Source organism: Rugosimonospora africana (assembly GCF_016862975.1).
In the GTDB taxonomy this organism is placed as follows: Bacteria; Actinomycetota; Actinomycetes; order Mycobacteriales; family Micromonosporaceae; genus Rugosimonospora; species Rugosimonospora africana.
On the sequence record NZ_BONZ01000030.1, the window covers coordinates 85059 to 102551 of the forward strand.

Annotated in this window: 13 protein-coding genes and 1 pseudogene; 9 read left to right on the forward strand and 5 right to left on the reverse strand. The window is 70.0% G+C overall.

The genetic code is table 11. The features are described from left to right. The first annotated feature begins 97 nt into the window (after nt 1-97). Nucleotides 98-2830: an exo-rhamnogalacturonan lyase family protein gene (locus tag Raf01_RS15415; RefSeq protein WP_203918563.1), complete on the forward strand. Its 2733-nt coding sequence runs from the start codon at nt 98-100 to the stop codon at nt 2828-2830. A 78-nt stretch (nt 2831-2908) separates the two neighbouring features. Here the strand turns inward: Raf01_RS15415 and Raf01_RS15420 are convergent, their stop codons facing one another. From Raf01_RS15420 to Raf01_RS15435, 4 genes are all read right to left on the reverse strand, one after another. Beyond that, the gene (locus Raf01_RS15420) at nt 2909-4246 is read right to left on the reverse strand and encodes a right-handed parallel beta-helix repeat-containing protein (protein WP_203918564.1); all 1338 of its coding nucleotides are present in this window, start codon (nt 4244-4246) and stop codon (nt 2909-2911) included. A 13-nt stretch (nt 4247-4259) separates the two neighbouring features. Then, nucleotides 4260-5306, reverse strand: coding sequence for a glycosyl hydrolase 53 family protein (locus Raf01_RS15425; RefSeq protein ID WP_203918565.1), 1047 nt, complete (start codon nt 5304-5306; stop codon nt 4260-4262). 354 nt (nt 5307-5660) lie between these two features. After that, complete coding sequence (locus tag Raf01_RS15430; RefSeq protein ID WP_203918566.1) at nt 5661-8738, reverse strand: AfsR/SARP family transcriptional regulator; 3078 nt, start codon at nt 8736-8738, stop codon at nt 5661-5663. A 122-nt stretch (nt 8739-8860) separates the two neighbouring features. Next, on the reverse strand, nt 8861-9160 hold the full coding sequence (locus Raf01_RS15435) for a cupin domain-containing protein (protein ID WP_203918567.1): 300 nt from the start codon (nt 9158-9160) through the stop codon (nt 8861-8863). Here Raf01_RS15435 and Raf01_RS15440 point away from each other — a divergent pair. Both Raf01_RS15440 and Raf01_RS49575 read left to right on the forward strand, forming a co-directional pair. After that, nucleotides 9065-9346 (forward strand): hypothetical protein, encoded by a 282-nt coding sequence (locus tag Raf01_RS15440; RefSeq protein ID WP_203918768.1) that lies wholly within the window; start codon nt 9065-9067, stop codon nt 9344-9346. The genes Raf01_RS15435 and Raf01_RS15440 overlap by 96 nt on opposite strands. Nucleotides 9347-9378: 32 nt before the next feature. After that, nucleotides 9379-10038, forward strand: a pseudogene (locus Raf01_RS49575) (LysE family translocator). On the opposite strand, the gene Raf01_RS15455 reads toward Raf01_RS49575, so the two are convergent. Next, nucleotides 10035-11279: an MFS transporter gene (locus Raf01_RS15455; protein ID WP_203918570.1), complete on the reverse strand. Its 1245-nt coding sequence runs from the start codon at nt 11277-11279 to the stop codon at nt 10035-10037. The pseudogene Raf01_RS49575 and the gene Raf01_RS15455 overlap by 4 nt on opposite strands. A 113-nt stretch (nt 11280-11392) precedes the next feature. On the opposite strand from Raf01_RS15455, the gene Raf01_RS15460 reads away from it, so the two are divergent. The 6 genes from Raf01_RS15460 to Raf01_RS15485 all read left to right on the forward strand — a co-directional run bounded on the left by Raf01_RS15460 (nt 11393) and on the right by Raf01_RS15485 (nt 17484). After that, complete coding sequence (locus tag Raf01_RS15460; RefSeq protein WP_203918571.1) at nt 11393-12268, forward strand: LysR family transcriptional regulator; 876 nt, start codon at nt 11393-11395, stop codon at nt 12266-12268. A gap of 160 nt (nt 12269-12428) precedes the next feature. After that, nucleotides 12429-12881 (forward strand): MarR family winged helix-turn-helix transcriptional regulator, encoded by a 453-nt coding sequence (locus tag Raf01_RS15465; RefSeq protein WP_239133633.1) that lies wholly within the window; start codon nt 12429-12431, stop codon nt 12879-12881. 206 nt (nt 12882-13087) lie between these two features. Beyond that, nucleotides 13088-13750: a DUF4097 family beta strand repeat-containing protein gene (locus Raf01_RS15470; RefSeq protein ID WP_203918573.1), complete on the forward strand. Its 663-nt coding sequence runs from the start codon at nt 13088-13090 to the stop codon at nt 13748-13750. Between the two features lie 279 nt (nt 13751-14029). After that, nucleotides 14030-14608, forward strand: a complete 579-nt coding sequence (locus Raf01_RS15475) for a dihydrofolate reductase family protein (RefSeq protein ID WP_203918574.1) — start codon at nt 14030-14032, stop codon at nt 14606-14608. A gap of 149 nt (nt 14609-14757) precedes the next feature. Beyond that, complete coding sequence (locus tag Raf01_RS15480; protein ID WP_203918575.1) at nt 14758-16779, forward strand: sialidase family protein; 2022 nt, start codon at nt 14758-14760, stop codon at nt 16777-16779. 192 nt (nt 16780-16971) lie between these two features. Continuing rightward, on the forward strand, nt 16972-17484 hold the full coding sequence (locus Raf01_RS15485) for a methylated-DNA--[protein]-cysteine S-methyltransferase (RefSeq protein ID WP_239133634.1): 513 nt from the start codon (nt 16972-16974) through the stop codon (nt 17482-17484). Nucleotides 17485-17493 lie beyond the last annotated feature (9 nt).

A 17493-nucleotide genomic window follows, 5' to 3' on the forward strand; every position in this document is an offset into this window, starting at 1 on the left:
ACGGCACCTGTCCACGTTCCCTCACCCACGGCAACACCTGTCTGGCCTGAGAATCATCTCGGGCACCGGAAAGCGTTTACCAGTGGAGGAGAACCGCATGTCACAACCACATCAGATCACCCGGCGCACCTTCCTCGCCGGTGCGAGCGCCGCCGCCGCGGCCGCGGCACTGGTGCCCACGACGAACGCGGCCGCCGCCACCCCCGCGGCGGCCCAGTCCGCGGCCCAGCCCGCGGACGTGGCCGACGGCGTAGCCCTGCACTGGGTGGACGGCAAGCCGGCGGCGACCACCGGCAGCAGCTGGGGCGTGCCGTGGCCGAAGGGCGCAGTCAGCGCCCGTACGACCTTCGCGCTGCGCGACGACCGCGGCAATGCCGTGCCGGTGCAGTCCTGGCCGCTGGCGTACTGGCCGGACGGCACGCTCAAATGGAGCGGCCATGCCGTCGACTCGACCGCCCTCGCGGCCGGCTTCCGGCTGGCGCCCGGCACGCCCGCGGCGCCCGCGCAGGCGGTGCACGCCGCCAGATCCGGCGACCAGATCCGGCTGACCAACGGAGTGGTCGAGGTCCGTCTGGCCACCTCGGGTCCCCTCGCGATCCCGAGCATCACCCGGGGCAGCCGAGTCACCGCACACGACGGCCGGCTGGTGCTGCTGTTGCAGGACAAGCCCGACGACGCAGACGGTCCGCGTCGCACCTCGTGGACGGGCCTCGTGGAGACCGCGGACATCGAACAGTCCGGGCCGGTACGCGCGGTGGTCAAGCTCACCGGACACTACCGGGAGGACACCAAGTCCGGGTACGGCAACGGTCACCGCGAGATCCTGCCCTGGACGATGCGCGTCTACCTGAACGCGGGCGACGGCTCGATGCGGGTGATGCACCACTTCGTCTGGGACGGCGACGACAGCCGCGACTTCATCAGAGGCCTGGGCCTTCAGATCCAGGTGCCGATGAGCGACGCGCCCCACGACCGGCACGTCCGTTTCGCCGGACCGGCCGGCGGCGTCTGGGGTGAGGCCGTGGTCGGGCTGACCGGCCTGCGCCGGGACCCCGGATCGGCGGTGCGTGCCGCGCAGGTCGCCGGCACCGCGACGCCGCCGCCCGCGCAATGGGAGGCGACGACCCAGTCCGAATGGCAGGACCTGCCGGCCTGGGGTGACTTCACCCTCGCGCAGCACTCGGCGGCGCAGTGCGCGGTGTGGAAGCGCACCTCGGACAAGGCCAGCTGGATCAAGCACGCCGGTTTCGCCGATCGGGCTCCCGGCTGGGGATTCGTCGGCGGAGTCAGCGGCGGGCTGGGGTTCGGGCTGCGGGACTTCTGGCAGCAGTTCCCGCGCGCCCTGGACATCCGCCAGGCCACCGGCGACACCGCCACCGTCACCCTGTGGTCGTGGTCGCCGCACGCGGAGGCGATGGACCTGCGCCCGTACGACACCGCGGGCCACGGCCTGGACCTCGCCTACGAGGACACCCGCTACGGCTGGGGCATCTCCACCGGGATCTCCCGCTCCACCGACCTGCAACTGTGGGCCTTCGAGACGACACCGCCACGGGACACCGTCGCCGACCTCGCCGGCGCGCTCGCCGGGCGGCCACAGATCGTCGCCGACCCGCAGACCTACCACGACGCCGGCGTGTTCGGCCGGTGGAGCCTGCCCGACCGCGGCACGCCCGCCCGCGCTGGTCTGGAAGACTCCATCACCGGCATCGTCGACTTCTACGCCGGCCAGGTCGAGCAGCGACAGTGGTACGGCTTCTGGCACTACGGCGACATCATGCACACCTACGACAACGACCGGCACGCGTGGCGCTACGACGTCGGCGGGTACGCGTGGGACAACGCCGAGCTGGGTTCGGACGCGGCGCTGTGGTACTCGTTCCTGCGCACCGGCGACGCGAAGACGTTCCACCTCGCGCGCGCGATGACCCGCCACGTCAGCGAGTCAGACACTCACCACTCCGGACCGTTCGCCGGGCTGGGCTCGCGCCACGACGTCCAGCACTTCGGCGACGGCGGCAAGGAAGCCAGGGTCTCCGAGTCGTTCACCAAGCGGTTCATGTACTACCTGACCGCCGACGAGTTCATCGGCGACGCGATGCGCGCCACGCTGCAACTGGACAAGACGCTGCTGAAGTACCCGCCGTTGCGCGACTACCTCGCCGCCCCGAGCGGGGTGCCGACCGTCATCCGGATCGGCCCGGACTGGTACGCGCTGGTCAGCAACTGGCTGACCGAGTGGGAGCGCACCGGCGACACCCACTGGCGCGACCGGATCGTCACCGGCATGCGGGACCTCGCCACACTGTCCGCCGGCCTGTTCGCCGGCCAGCAGGGCGGTGCCGTCGGATTCGACCCGGCGACCGCCCACATCAGCGACCTGCACCTCGGCGGCGACTACGGCAAGGTGAACCTGACGATGTCGTTCTGCGGCGAGCAGATCATGTGGGAAGCCATCGAACTGGTCGACGTTCCGGAGTTCCGGGCGAAGCTGATCGAGTTCTGCCGCTACGTGCAGGCGCCGTCGCAGGAGCAGCAGGCGCACTTCGGGTTCAGCTTCAACACCCAGGCGCCCGGCGCGGTCTACTCGCGGATGACGGCGTGGGCCGGCGAACAACTCGGCGAGCCGACGGTCCAGCAGCGCGGCTGGGCCGAGTTGCTGGGCGACGGCACGGCGGCACGGTGGCCGGCACCGGTACACGTCGACGGTGCGGCCACGTTCACCCCCGTCGACGAGATCCCGCTGTCCGGCTTCAACACCAACGACGTCGCCCAGCGCAGCCTGGCCATCATCGCGCTGCTCGCGGTGGCCCCGGACCAGGCCCCGTGACCGGGCGGGTGCCGGATCGACCGATCTGAGATTGCCGAGTGGACCGCCGCCGCGAAGCCTCGTGGCGGCGGTCCGCACTCAGGCGGCTTCGAACGCGCCCAGGTCCGGCGCGCTTCCCTGGTAGGGCAGGCCGACGTTGACGCCCCTGTTGATCAGCGTGCTGTTCGCCGCGAGGCGGAGGTAGGGCAGCGCCGGCAGGGTGCCGTCCGCGCGCCGGGCCGCGTCCCAGCCCGACGTCGACACGCTCTGGAACTGCGAGTCCGACATGGTGACGCCGGTGTTCCAGGAGTTGTTGGCGTCGTTGGCGCCCGTCTCGTTCGACAGCAGCGTCCCGCCGTAGGCGACGTTGTTGCGCAGGTTGCCCAGCGCGATCGCGGCTCCGCTGGGGCTGACGCCGAGCATGTTGTAGTCGGGGTGGTTCGCGTAACTGGTGTTGTTGAAGAAGTCGTTCGCGACGGTGTGATGGTTGGCGTAGAAGCCTGCCGCCCGGTTGTTGAAGGCGACGGACAGGCGGACGGTGTGTTTGACGCCGTTGGAGACGTAGCCACCCCCGTACCCACCGGCCTTGAAACCGTTGCCGTCGCCGGCACCCGTGGTCGTCTCCGGCACGTACCCGTTGCGCCACGCCCACGAGTTCTCGATGGTCACCGGCGAGAAGGCGTTGATGAGGTCGAAGCCGTCGTCGGAGTTCCACCACGACCGGCATCCGCGGAACACGTTTCCGGGATGGTTGGCGGAGATGTGCGCGCCGAACCCGTCGGCGTTGGTGCCGGCCCCGCTGGAGCTGCGCGCGTCGTAGTTGTCGTGTGAGTCCGAGTTCAGCACGAGGTTGCCGCCCCCGTCCTGGATGAACAGCCCGGGTCCCGAGTTGTTGTGGGTGTTGATCAGCTCGAAGGTGTTGCTGCTTCCGGAGATCCAGATGCCCCACGACTCGTGGTTCAGGTTGTTGTTCTGCGGTACGCCCTTGACTTCCAGGCCCCTCAGGTAGATGTAGCTGCCGGTGACGTCGAAGCCCTTGATCCGGCAGTCGTCGGTCATGGGGGAGAAGTCGAAGACTGGCTTTTCGCCCGGGTAGGCCCAGTAACGGATCGGGCTGCCCGAGGTGCCACTCTTGTTCAGCGTGACGGCGTCGACCCGGTCGGTCTGGCTCGCGCACGCCTTGTTCGCGTGGGTGAAGCGGTACGTGCCGCCCCGGAGGTAGACCGTGTCCCCCGCGCCGGCAACGGATTCGGCGTGGGCCACCGATGCCCACGGCGCGGACTGCGTCCCCGCGGCGCTGTCGCTGCCGTTCGGGGCGACGTAGTAGACCCCTCCCGCCGCGTGGCTCACGCCCGCCAGACTTTCCACGACCGCGACGGGGGCCACCGTGACCACCGAGGCCAACAGGGCACGCACAACAAACCCGGCGTGTTTCATCGCTTACCTCCGGTCACACGTTGAGGAATCCGTCCAGGGCCGCCGTCGGTCGTCGGGTCGTGGGATCCCAGGCGGAGCTGCCGTAGTCGGTGAACGGGGAGTAGCCCTCCGGCTCCCAGTAGAACGTGCCCAGGCCACCGAAGCCCTTCAGGCCCGTGATGAACGCGCGCAATGAGTCCCGCACCTGGGTCGGCTTGTTGAGCGGGCCGCCGTACTCCACCTGCATCACCGGTTTGCCGTAGCTGCTCTGGATGGTCTGCATGTTGGCCAGCACGGCCGGTACGTTGCCGCCCTGCGCGTACGACGAGAGTCCGGTGATGTCCCACTGGCCGCCGTTGTTCCGGTACGCGTTGAGGAAGTTCTGGACGCTGCTCAGGTTCTGCGGCTGGGCCAGGTGCACCAGCACGGCGGTCGACGGGGAGACCTCCTTCACCATGTCGTGCGCGGCCATCAGCAACCCGGTCATCTGGGCCGGGTTGCTGATGCTGCCGGTGGGCTTGCAGATGCCCGAGTTGGTCTCGTTGCCGATCTGCACCCAGGTGGGCGTCACCTTGTTGTACTTGAGCACGTTCATCGTGTGGTACACGTAGTCGTACATCGCCTGCAGCATCTGGCTGTATGTCAGGTTCGCCCACGCGGCGGGCGGGCGCTGCGTGCCGACCGAGTTCCAGGTGTCGCCGAAGTGGTAGTCGATGAGCACCTGCATGCCGGCGTTCTGCGCCCGGACCGCCAGGGCCGCGGTCTCGTCTATCGAGCAGTGCCCGTTGGCCGGGTCGCTCGACGGGTTGACCCAGGTGCGCAACCGGACCGCGGTGAGCCCGTAGCCCTTGAGAACGGTGAACAGGTCCTGCCGGGTACCGGCGCTGTTGTTCCAGTAGTAGCCCTGCGCCTCCATCTGCGGCATCCAGCTGATGTCCGCGCCCTTGATGAAGGACGCGGCCTCGGCCGCTGGCGCCAGCGCACCGGCGCCCAGCACAAGCGCGCCGGCACCGGCGGCGGCGCCGAGAAGCACGGTGCGTCGCGAGAGGTGAACAGGTCCGGTCGCTTGCCTTTCGTGCATGGCGAACCTCCCTTATCTTGGCTGTCCATTGCGGACCCGGTGGTATGGCGAGTGGCGTGGCGCGTCGACTCATCCCGTTGCGCCGGACGCCGCTGTCGGCTGGGGTGTGGCGGAGTTCGTTCTCCAGCCCGAAGGCCGGCAAGTCGGCCGGCTAACGAGTGTTGGCATCCTGCGGCCCGGCGGCGGGTCCAGTCAAGGTACTTCGATCGATCGATCAGACTCGATCCCTGGGTCGTGGTGTGCCCGAGGCCGTCGCGGCCCGTCGGCGGCCGACGGCGATGCTTAGGCGTCGGCGGTGCCCGGCGGCGGTTCTCAGGCGTCCGGCGGTGCCCGGCGGCGTGCCCGGGCAGACGGTCAGGGTGCCGGTTCGCCGGATCGGGCCAGCAGTTCGCGGGTCTTTCCGACCTCGGCGAGATTGCCGAGGGCGGCGAACACGTCGCGCGCGGCCACCCAGTGGTGCTCGGCGGCCGTCCGGTCGCCCATCGCATCGTGCGCCGAGCCGATCGCCTTGAGCACGTGAGCCTCCAGGTAGGGGGCCCGGTTGCGGCGGCTCAGCGCCAGACTCTCCGCCAGATCCGTCAGGGCGCGGGCCGGATCGCCGGCGGCCAGCGCGAGCTGTCCGCGCCACCGCAGCACGGCGGACTGTCCGGTGGACAGCCGCAACCGGCGGAACAGCGCGTAGGCACGGTCCAGCGCCGCACCCGCGTCGGCGAGCCTGTGCTGGCTCAGGTACCGGCCCCCCAGCACGCACAGGATCCACGCCTGCAGGCTCTCGTGGTCGAGTTCGACGGCGATGCCGAGCGCCTCTTCGAGGTGGTGCACGGCATCGTGCGGCTGTCCCAGGCTGTCGTAGAGCGAGCCGAGAAGCTGCAGGGCGTCAGCCTGCTGGGCCCGCCAGCCGTGCGCGCGGGCGAGTTCGAGGCAGCGCTGCGCGAAGTCCCGACCCAGCTCGTACTGGCCGAGTTCCTGCGCGACGAACCCGCGCTCCAGGAAGAGAGCGGTCGCGGTGGCGGGATCGGCTCCGCTGTCCACGAGGCGGGACGCGCCGTCGAGGAGCACCTGTGCCCGCCGGCCCTGACCGCCGGCCCGCTGCAGGCTGGCCAGCACGGTGAGCGCGTCCGCCTCGGCCGAGCGGTCGCCGGAGTCGTGGAAGATCCGTCGGGCGCGGATCACGGTGGTGAGGTGGTCGCCGGTCCTCGCGATCGGGGTGAGCGTGGCCAGATCCCCGAGTCCGCGACACGCCACCGCCTCGCCGCGGCGATCGCCGTGCCGCCGGCACGCCGCCAGGACGACCCGGTGCGTGTGGTACCAGTCGTCGTGCAGGTCGCGCAGGTCGAAGAAGTCGACGCAGCGTGCCGCGAGATCCCACGCGAGATCCGTCCACCCCCGCCGGCATGCCTGCTCGATCGCGGCGATCAGGCTGGCCCGCTCCGCGCTGAACCAGGCCAGCGGGTCGGGCACCAGTGCGTCGGGTTCGGGCGGGGTCCACCGCTTGGCCGCGCTGTGCACGAGAGCGAGCCTGCGGTTGGGAAGCCGGGAGTCGGCGTGCTCGGCGAGCGTGAGCCAGGCGCCGAGGGCCCGTTCGACGGATGCCTGCCGGCCCGGCTCGTCGTCGTGCGCCGCCGCGCGTTCCTGAGCGTAGATGCGCACCAGGTCGTGCATCCGGAAGCGCACCTGGCCGCCCGCGTCGACCGCGTCGACCGCGTCGACCGCGTCGATGAGGTGCGCCTCGGCGAGTGTTTCGATCAGCTCCGCGCCGCGGTCGACGTCGATGTCGAGCAACGGCGCCACCACCCAGGCCGCGAAGTCGGGTGCGTCGAGCAACGCGAGGCACCGCAGCGCGCGGGCGGCCGGCGCCTCCAACTCCTGATAGCTGAGCGCCAGGCTGGCTCGCACGTCCAGGTCGCCGGTGACGAGTTCGTCGAGCCGGCGTTGCTCGTCCCGCAGGCGTTCGGCGAGAACGTCCAACCGCCAGTGTGGGCGGCGGGCCAGCCTGGCGCCGGCGATCCGTACCGCCAGCGGCAGCAGCCCGCACAGGTCGACGATGCGTTCCGCGGCCTCGTGCTGCGCGTCCACCCGGGACTGCCCGGCGATCCGACCCAGCAGTGCGACGGCTTGGTCGGGTTCCAGCACCTCGACCGGGACCAGTTGGACGCCGGGTACCTCGGCCGGGCGGGTACGCGAGGTGACCAGCACCGCGCAACCCGGGCCGCCCGGTACCAGCGGGCTCACCTGCGCGGCGTCGGCGGCGTTGTCGAGGACGACCAGGACCCTCCGCCCGGCCAGCAGCGTGCGGTACAGCGCCGCCCGCTCGGCCGGGTCCGGGGGGATGACCGATCCGTCCACCCCCAGCGCGCGCAGGAACCGGCCGAGCGCGGCGCCGACCGTCAACGACTGGGACTGCCCGTCACGCAGGTCGAGGTAGAGCTGACCGTCCGGGAAGTGCTGGACCAGGCGCTGCGCCACCTGTACCGCCAGTGCGGTCTTGCCGATGCCGCCACGCCCGACGAGCGCCACGACCGGTACCGGGACGGGTCGCCCGGTGTCGCCGGCGGTGTGCAGCAGCCGCACCAGTTCGGCGATCAGCGCATCGCGGCCGACGAAGTCGGCGAGCGCGGCGGGCAGCATCGCCGGTACGAGACGGTCGCTGGGTTGTGAGCGCTCACGCGGCTCGTCGGCTAGGTCCGTCGGCGGGTGCCCTCGCAGGATCGCCTGGTGGACGCGCTGCACCGTGGGTCCCGGGTCGGTACCCAACTCCTCGGCGAGACGCCGGCGCAGGCTCGCGTACTGGGTCAACGCCTCGGCGCTGCGCCCGACCAGGTGCAGCGACCGCATCAGCGCGGCCACCAGTGACTCTTCCAGCGGGTACTCGCCGGCCAGGCCGGTCAGCCGGGTGACGACGGCCTGCGGGTCACCGACCTCCAGCTCGCCGTCGGCCCAGGCCACGACTGCCGTCAGGAAGTCTTGCCGGCATGCCTCGCGGACCCGCGCGGCCCAGTGCCCCGACAGGCCGGAAAGCGGCTGACCCCGCCACAACGACAGAGCCTCGCGCAGCAGCGCGACCCGCTCGCGAGTGGGTAGCGCCGCCGCACGGGCCTGTGCCAGCAACTGCCCGAACCGGTGCACGTCCACCCGCTGGCGGTCGATGTCCAGCAGGTACCCGCCGGAGCGGCGGACCAGCCGTGCCGGGTGCGGGTCGGTGCCACCGGCATCGGCGAGCAGCCGCCGGATCCGGGTGAGGTGGACCTGGAGCGTACGCCGGGAGCCGGGCACGGCCTCGTCCCACACCCGGTCGATGAGCGTCTCGGTGGTGACCGGCCGGCCCGCGTCGACCGCGAGCGCGGCCAGCACGCGTCGCTGCTGGGGAGAGCCGGTGTCGAGTGCCCGCCCATCGGCGTCTGCCTCCACCACCCCCAGCAGCCGAAACTCCACGACAGGTCACCTCGCCGGTCGAGGAACGCGAGTGTCGCGTCCCGGACGACTCGGACATTAACACTTTGTTAGCAATCCGCTCGGTCGGGTCGGTGAGGCTGCGGACCGCGGTGTGTCGTCACTCATGACTCGTACCGGGCGGGACCGGGCAGGTGTGTCACCTCCGAGTTGTAGCGCGCCCACACCTCGGCTCGCTCCTCGTCCGACGAGGCGGCGTGCAGTGCCGATACCAACTGGTCCACCTCGGGCGTCATCACCGCGAGCACCTGGGCGCCGGCGGCGTCGACGGTGGCGAAGGTGTGGGTGGTCCCGGCCGGGACGGTCACATGTTCGCCCTGCTGGAGAACCCGCCGGACGCCGCCGACGAGTACCTCGAGGCGGCCGCGAAGGACACAGAACGCCTCATCCGATCCGTGATGCACGTGAGGTGGCGCCTGATCACCGGGATAATGATCCAAATCCCATCGACGAATCACGAAGTCATTCATTCCGCCAACGTAGCGCTCGGCACGTGGGAGGGCATGCGTGCCGGCCCGGGGTGTTATCCGGTCCTAGGTCTAAAGTCTGTCTGTCCCGGCGGAGGGTTTGTGGGGAGGATGCACCGGTGATTGATCCTCATCGGCTAGCTGCCTTCTGCGCGATGTCCCTTCTGCTGTCTGCCATCCCGGGACCGAGCGTGCTGTTCGTTGTCGGCCGCGCCCTGGCGCACGGCCGGCGGGTGGCACTGGCATCGGTGTTCGGCAACGCGCTCGGCGGCTATGTCCTCGTCATCGCCGTGGCCCTGGGAGTGGGCAGCGTGGTGGCGAGATCGGTCGTGGTCTTCAACGTCATCCGGATTGCCGGGGCGCTGTACCTGATCCTGCTCGGGGTCCAGGCGATCCGCGGCCGCCGCGGGTCCGTTGCCGCTGACCGACTGGTCCGGGTCGTGACGCGGCGCCAGACGCGCCGAGCCGGACTGGTCGTAAGTGCCGCGCGAGCAGAGGTACGCGGGGGACCGTGGCACGTGTGGTAGGGGTTCACGGTGGGGGTGACCAATCCCAAGAGCATCGTGTTCCTCATGGCTGTGCTTCCGCAGTTCGTCGACCAGAGCGCGGGCCACGTGGTCGTGCAGATGCTGCTGTTCGGGCTGGCCGGAGCGCTGCTCCAACTGGCATCCGACTCGGTCTGGGGATTGACGGCCTCCGCCGCCCGGGCCTGGTTCGGCCGTTCTCCACGGCGGATGTCACTCGTGCGTGGCACGGGCGGCATGGCGATGATCGGGCTGGGAGTCACCGTCGCGGTCACCGGTCAGGCTCACTAGACCGGGCTGCCGGTGGGTGCCGGCTGATCCACCGCCGCCGACTCGTCTGCGAGGCCGGTGCCCGAGGCGCTCCGCCGCGCGCCGAGCGTGACGAGAAGCGACGCCGTCGTCAGCGCCACACCGAGCCAGACGGCGCTGCGGACACCGAGACTGTCGGCGAACAGCCCGCCGAGGAGCGCTCCGAGCGCGATGGAGGTGTTGTACCCCAGGGTGTTGATTGACATCGCGGCTTCGAAGGTGTCGGGTGCGGCGGCGAGCGTCGTGTTGACCTGACACAGGTTCGCCGCGCCGAAGGACAGCCCCCACAGGAGCACCGAGACGATCAGACCGGGCCACCCGTGGCCGATCGCGAGCAGCAACAGCAGGGACGCGACCAGTCCCGCGCGGGCGACGACGAAGCTGGCCCTCGCGTGCTTGGTCACGGTGTACCCGGCGATGAAGTTTCCGGCCGCGCCTCCGAGACCGTAGATCATCAGCAGCCCTGTGATGGCGGCGGAGCTCGCGGATGAGTTGTCTTCCACGAAGGGCCGGATGAAGGTGTAGGCCCCGAAATGGCCGAGTACATACAAGATGACGGTGACCATCACCAGACGCAGCCGCACGTTGGTGACCGGGAGCCCGAAGACTTCCCGGACCGATACCGCGTTGTCCGACGGTAGGGACGGAATCGCCGCGGCGACCGCGCCGAGCACCAGCACACCGAGGCCGCTCCAGACCAGGAACGTGGTGCGCCAGTCGGTGAGGCTTTCCAGGAAGGTTCCGAGGGGCATGCCCACCACGGTGGCGATCGAGATGCCCGACAGCGCGATGGCCGCCGCCCTTCTCGCGTGGCGGGCGGGCACCAGGCGCATCGCCATGCTCACGCCGATGGCCCAGAACACCCCGTTGGCGAATCCCATCACCAGTCGCGTGGTCAAGACCAGCGCGAAGTTCGGCGAGACGGCGGTGACCAGGTTTCCCAGCGCCAGTACCGCCAGCAGGGCGCACAGCAGTACCCGTCGGTCGACCCGCCGGGTCCACGCCACGATGAACGGCACGCCCAACCCCGCGGACACGCCGTACAAGGTGACCATCAGCCCGGCGACTCCGACCGGTACATCCAGGCTCGCGCTGACCCGGGTGAGCAGACCCACGGGCATCAGTTCGGTCGTGACAAAGGCGAACAGGCTGGCGGTGATGGCACCGACACCCAGCCAGGCTCTCCAGGTGGAGTACGGATGTTCATCGCGTGTGGTGGCCATGTCTTCTCTCTCAGGGAAACGAGCGGACCTGTCGGCTCGCAGTCTCACCCGGCCGCAATCGATGAGTCCAACGCATGTTTGTCACGGCATCCATCTCGATACAAGATGGATCCATGGAACTCCAGCAGATGCGCTACGTGGTCGCGGTCGCCGAGACCAACAGCTTCACCCGCGCCGCCGAACGGTGCCTGGTGGTCCAGTCCGCCCTCAGCCACCAGATCGCCCGCCTGGAACGGGAACTCGGCGCGAGACTGTTCGAGCGCACCAGCCGCCGGGTGCGGATGACGCCGGCCGGTGAGGCGTTCCTGCCGGCCGCCCGCCAGTGTCTGGAGGCCGCGGATCGCGCCGCCGCCGAGACCGCGGCAGCGCTCGGCGAGGTGCGCGGACGGTTGGCCGTCGGCGTGATCTCCACGGTCGCCGCGGTCGACATCCCCGATGCGCTGCGCGAGTTCCGCCGGCAGTACCCGCACGTGCGGATCAGCCTGCGGGTGGGCCCCAGCGAGGACCTCATCGACAGGGTCAAGCACGGCGCCATCGACGTGGCCTTCCTCGGGCTGCCGACCACCACGCGACCCGACGGCGTGGCCGCCCACGAACTTGCCCGCGACCGGCTCGTCGCCGTGGTCGCACCGGCGCATCCGCTCGCCGACCAACCAACGGTCACCCTTCGCGGGCTCTGCTCCGAGGTGTTCGTGGACCTGCCGGCCGGCACGGCCGGACGTGAGGAATCCGACCAGGCTTTCTCGGCCGCCGGCCTCGACCGTGAGGTCGCGTTCGAGGTGACCACCGCGGACTTCACCGCTCGACTGGTCAGATCGGGCCTGGCCGTCGCCCTGCTGCCATCCGCCTACGTGTCCCAGCTGACCGGCGTGGTCACCATCGAGGTCGCCGACGCGCCGGCCCGCGTCGAATACGCCATCTGGAGCCGCGGCGGCCGCGCGCCGGCCGCGACGGCCTTCCTCGCGATTCTCGACATCCCGGCCGCGTAGAAGCCGAACTCGACGCGCGGCTCTCCCTGTTCGGTGGAGAGCCGGTCGCGCTCCTCGCCGCGCAAACTCCCCGATGACCTCCTGGTTGAAGTCGGACCTGAGTATCCTCGCAGCGTCGAACGGATTTGCTTTGAAAGCAAAGCTACTTGAGGAGCAAGGCGTGTCAAGGTCGCAGGGACCCGACGTCGACGAGGCGATCCGCACTCTGCTGCTACTGATGCCGCGCCTGGTCGGGCGGATCAAGCGCATCCCGGTACCCGAAGAACTCGCGTCGTTCTCGCTCGCCCCGCGTCACCTCTCGCTGCTGTCGTACCTGCTGTTCGAGGGGTCGCTGGGCGTCAACGAACTGGCCGCCCGCCTCCAGGTCGCCCCAGCGACGGTGAGCCTGATGGTCGGTGACCTGAGCCGCAAGGGGATCCTGTGCCGGCAGGAGGACGAGGCCGACCGGCGGCGGACGATCGTGAGCATCGCCGATGAGTACCACGGCGCGATCAACGGCTGGCTGGGCCGGGGAGCCAGCGCTTGGCGCAAGGCGCTCGAGCCGCTGACCCCCGCCCAACGCAAGCTGTTCATCGACACCCTGGCCGCGTACGAGAGCGCGGCCGGCGAATAGCGGGGTCGTCGACTCGCGCGTTCACTCTCATTCCATTGCAACGGCCGCCATCGAACGTCGTTGCGTTAGCGACAGGCTCGTTGCAACAATATCTAGGCTCCGACCAGCTATGATGCTGACACAGGGCAACAAGCATGTTGCCGGATTGTGGAATGCAACGTAGCGTTTCCTGTGTCAGAAACAAAGAGCGAGCACAGGAGAGCATGATGCAGAAGTTCGACACCCCGGCCCCGATCTCCGCCGTCCTGGACATCCCCGCGGGGCGGGTGCGGTTCATCGCCGCCGACCGGGCCGACACCACCGTCGAGGTCCTGCCCGTCAACCCCGGCAAGAGCCGGGACGTGCGGGTCGCCGAGCAGACCACCGTCGCCTACTCCGACGGCGTCCTGCGCATCCACACTCCGGAGTCCAAGAACAAGCTCTTCGGCCCCGGATCCGTGGAGGTCACCGTCCAGCTGCCCGCCGGCTCCCGGGTCGAGGCCAAGACCGCCGCCTCGGAACTGCGCGGCGTCGGTCGCCTGGGCGAGGTCGTGTTCGACGGTGCGTACCGTCAGATCAAGCTCGACGAGGCCGCGAGCGTCCGGCTGACCGCGGTCGACGGCGATGTCCAGGTCGGCCGGCTGGGCGGACCCGCGGAGATCAGCACCGCGCGGGGCGACATCAGGATCGCCGAGGCCACCTCCGGCAGGGTGGTGCTGCGCACCCAGTCCGGCAACATCTCGGTCGCAGCCGCCGCCGGTGTCCCGGCCGCCCTGGACGCCGGCACCGGCTACGGCCGCGTCAGCAACGCCCTCAAGAACGGTGGCGCCGCCGAACTCGACATCCGCGCCACCACCACCCACGGCGACATCACCGCCCGCAGCCTGTGAAGAAGCAGGACCGGGACCACGGCCGGGCCCCACCGCGATCGAGAGTCGTCGGTGACGGCCCGGCCGTCCGTGCCTGGGGTTAGCGGGACCGGACCGGCCGTCCACAGTGGACGGCGCCGGCAGCTCGGCCCACGGCCTAGGTTCGTTCGAGTTGCCGGCCTGCCTCGGTGAGCAGCCGTAGTCCGGGTGGCCGCGAACGTCACCGCGTGCCGGAGGCCGGCGTGCGTAGGCTGGCGAAGGTCGGGCACCGGCCCAGACCAACGGATTGGAGACAGGGAAATGCGCACGTTGATCTACACCGCGTTCGTTTCGCTGGACGGCGTCGTCGACTCTCCCGGCGGTGGCCCCGGGGAGAACCACCGCAGTGGCGGCTGGACCTTCCGGGACATCGAGTTCCTGCCCGAGGCGTACGAACTCAAAGGCCGGGAGATCGGGGAAGCCGCCGCGCTGATGTTCGGTCGGACCAGCTACGAGGCATTCGCGCCGGTGTGGCCGGACATGGAGGACTTCGCCGCTCTCAAGGAACTGCCGAAATTCGTCGTCTCGACGACCCTCGGCGAGGACGCCCTCGTGAAGAACTGGGGCGACATCACGATCCTGCGCTCTCTTCAGGACGTCGCGGCGGTCAAGGAATCTGACGGCGGACCGATCATCATCAACGGCAGTGCCACCCTCGCCCGCAACCTCTCCGACGCCGGCCTGATCGACCGCTACCACCTGCTGGTCTTCCCGGTGCTGCTCGGAGCCGGCAAGCGGATGTTCAGCGACACCGACAAGGACAAGCAGCTGCTGAAGGTGGCCGAGTCCGAGACGTACGCCAACGGCATCACCAAGCTCGTCTACGACGTCGTCCGCTGAGGGGGCGGATCGGACCCCTGCCTGGCTCGGCTGGCCGTGCCGGAGCGGCACGTCGATCGCGCCCTTGCCCGGCGCGCGTCGATGTGACTACAGTCCGGAGACATCCCACGTGGGATGTCCTATCCCTCGGGTCGCAGAGAGGACTCTGAATGTCCAGACCGTCCCTCCGGCACGCCACGCCGAGCCATCGGCATCGACTCCGACTGGCCTGGCTCGGCGCGTCTGTCGCCACGCAACGACCCAGACCAGCCGCCCTGCCAGCCATCGCGGCGCTGGTCGGCGCCCTGCTGGTGGCCACCGCGGCTCCGGCGAGCGCCGCCGGCACCGCGGCCGTCATCCCAGCCCCAGCCGCCCCCGCCTCAGCCGTCCCCGCCGCCCCGGCGCCCAGCTTCAGCCAGCAGGTGATCTTCAAGGCCGGCCAGGACCCCGGGTACGCCTGCTTCCGCATCCCCGCCATCGTCAAGTCCACCCACGGCACCCTGCTCGCCTTCGCCGAGGGCCGGGTCACCAGTTGCGGTGACGCCGGGGACATCGACGTCGTACTCAAGCGCTCCACCGACGGCGGCCGGACCTGGGGCCCGCTCCAGGTACTCAACCGCGGTGACGGCGATTCGCACGACCAGCCCACGCCCGTCGTGGACGCCCGCACCGGGCAGATCATCCTGGTCAGCAACGCCAATCCCGGTGGTACGAGCACGACCGCCTGCCCGATCCCGTGCGACCGCACCGCCTACGAGCAGACCAGCGACGACGACGGCCTGACCTGGTCGGCGCCGCGCGACATCACCAGTCAGGTCAAGCTGCCCCTCTGGAACGAGTGGTTCGTGACCGGCCCGGGGCACGCCCTCCAGCTCACCCAGGGTCCGCACGCCGGCCGGCTGGTCGTCGGCATCAACGCCGAGAGCGGCACCGGTACCGTCGAGGACGCCAACTACGGCGCGCTGGCCTACAGCGACGACGACGGGAAGACCTGGCAGGTCGGCGCGGTTGACCGCGTCGCATTCGCACCCGACGGCACGTTTCCCCAGAAGCCGTCCGAACTCAGCCTGCTGGAGTTGCCGGGCGGCGTGATCTACGCGGCCGGGCGCGAACAGAGCGGTACCGACATCGGAAACCGCGACTTCGCGATCAGCCGGGACGGCGGGCAGACCTGGAGCACGCCGTTCACCACGATCCCCGACCTGGTGACCCCGATGGTGCAGGGCACGGTGCTGCGGCTGACCGGGGACCACGCCGGCAACCGCATCCTGTTCTCCTCGCCGGCCAACACCGACCTACGCCAGACCATGATGATCCGATCCTCGTACGACGACGGTCGCACCTGGGAGAACGCCGACCAGGGCACGATCATCAGCAACGACCGGGCGGCGTACTCCGACATGGTGCAGATCTCCGATCCCTCGGCGGACGACACTGTGGTCGGGTTGATGTACGAGGGCGGCACAGCCACGGCGGCCGACGAGATCCGGTTCGCAGTCTTCAACACGGAGTACCTCGGCTACCGCAACTCGGCCGGCCCGCGCACCCCTGACCTGTCCCGCCCGGCCGCGTCCGCCAACGTCCTGGGCGGCGCCACGCTGGGTACCGGCAAGTTCGGCAAGGCACTCGTGCTCGACGGCGTCGACGACTACGTCCGGGTGCCCTATGACCAGACACAACTGCCCGGCGACGGCGACTTCACCTGGTCCGCGTGGTTCAACTACGGGGCGACCTCGGGCAACCAGGTCATCATGTGGCTGGGCGGGATGAACAGCACCGCACCGCAGGTCTGGCTGCGCGGTGAACCGGCCAACCACCGGCTCATCGCCACGATGAGCACGCGCAACGGTACCAAGCAGATCAGCTCGACAGCGGCGTACAACGACCGGGCGTGGCACCACGTGGCCCTGGAACGGTCCACCGGCCAGTTGCTGATGTGGGTGGACGGCGTCCAGGTGGCGGCGGGACCGGCAGTCGCCGGCTCGGTGAGCGAGACCGTGTCGTTCCAGCTCCAGGTCGGCGAGCGGCTCGACGGCGCGTTCCACTTCAACGGCTCGCTGGACGAGGTACGCGTCTACAACCGGGCATTGTCCACCGCGGAACTGGGTCAGGTGCGGTCGGCGAACGCGCCCCTCACCGGCGGCCTTGTGCTGAGGTTGCCGTTCGACCGGATCGACCCGGCGAAGGGCTGATCGCGACGGCGCCTGCCGGGCTCCCACTGACTCGAGCGGTCGGTGGGAGCCCGGCGACCGCGTTCGGCAGAATTTTCCGGCGACGATCTCACGTCGCGTTCGTCTGCGGCGTCTTCCTTCTGACGGGGCGTCTTCCCGTGACGGGGGTCTTCCCCGTGACGGGGCGTCCTCCCCGCGGCGGAAGGAATGCGGATGAACACACGGCACACGGTGACCGACACCGACCTGGGGCCGATCACGATCGTCGCGACCGGTGACGCGATCACCGGCCTCTACTTCGACCGGCACGCTCGCCGTCCCCGGCAGGAGGCGTTCGGGCCGCGCGTTCCCATGATCAGCGACTCGCTCCTCGGGCAGGCGTGCCAGCAGCTGCTGGAGTACCTCGCCGGGCAGCGGACCACCTTCGACCTTCCGCTCGACGCGGCCGGCAACGATCTCCAGCGTTCGGTGTGGAAGATCGTGAGCGACATCCCGTACGGGCAGACGATCACCTACGGCGAGATCGCCGAGCGGCTCGGCGACCGGGCGCTCGCGCAGAAGGTCGGCCAGGCCGTCGGCGCGAACCCGCTGTGCGTCGTCGTACCCTGCCATCGGGTGCTCGGCGCCACCGGCGCGCTGACCGGCTACGCCGGCGGCCTGACGCGCAAGCGGGCGCTACTGGAGCTGGAAGAGCCGGCGGCGGTGTCCACCGGCAGACTGTTCTGAGCGCGAACC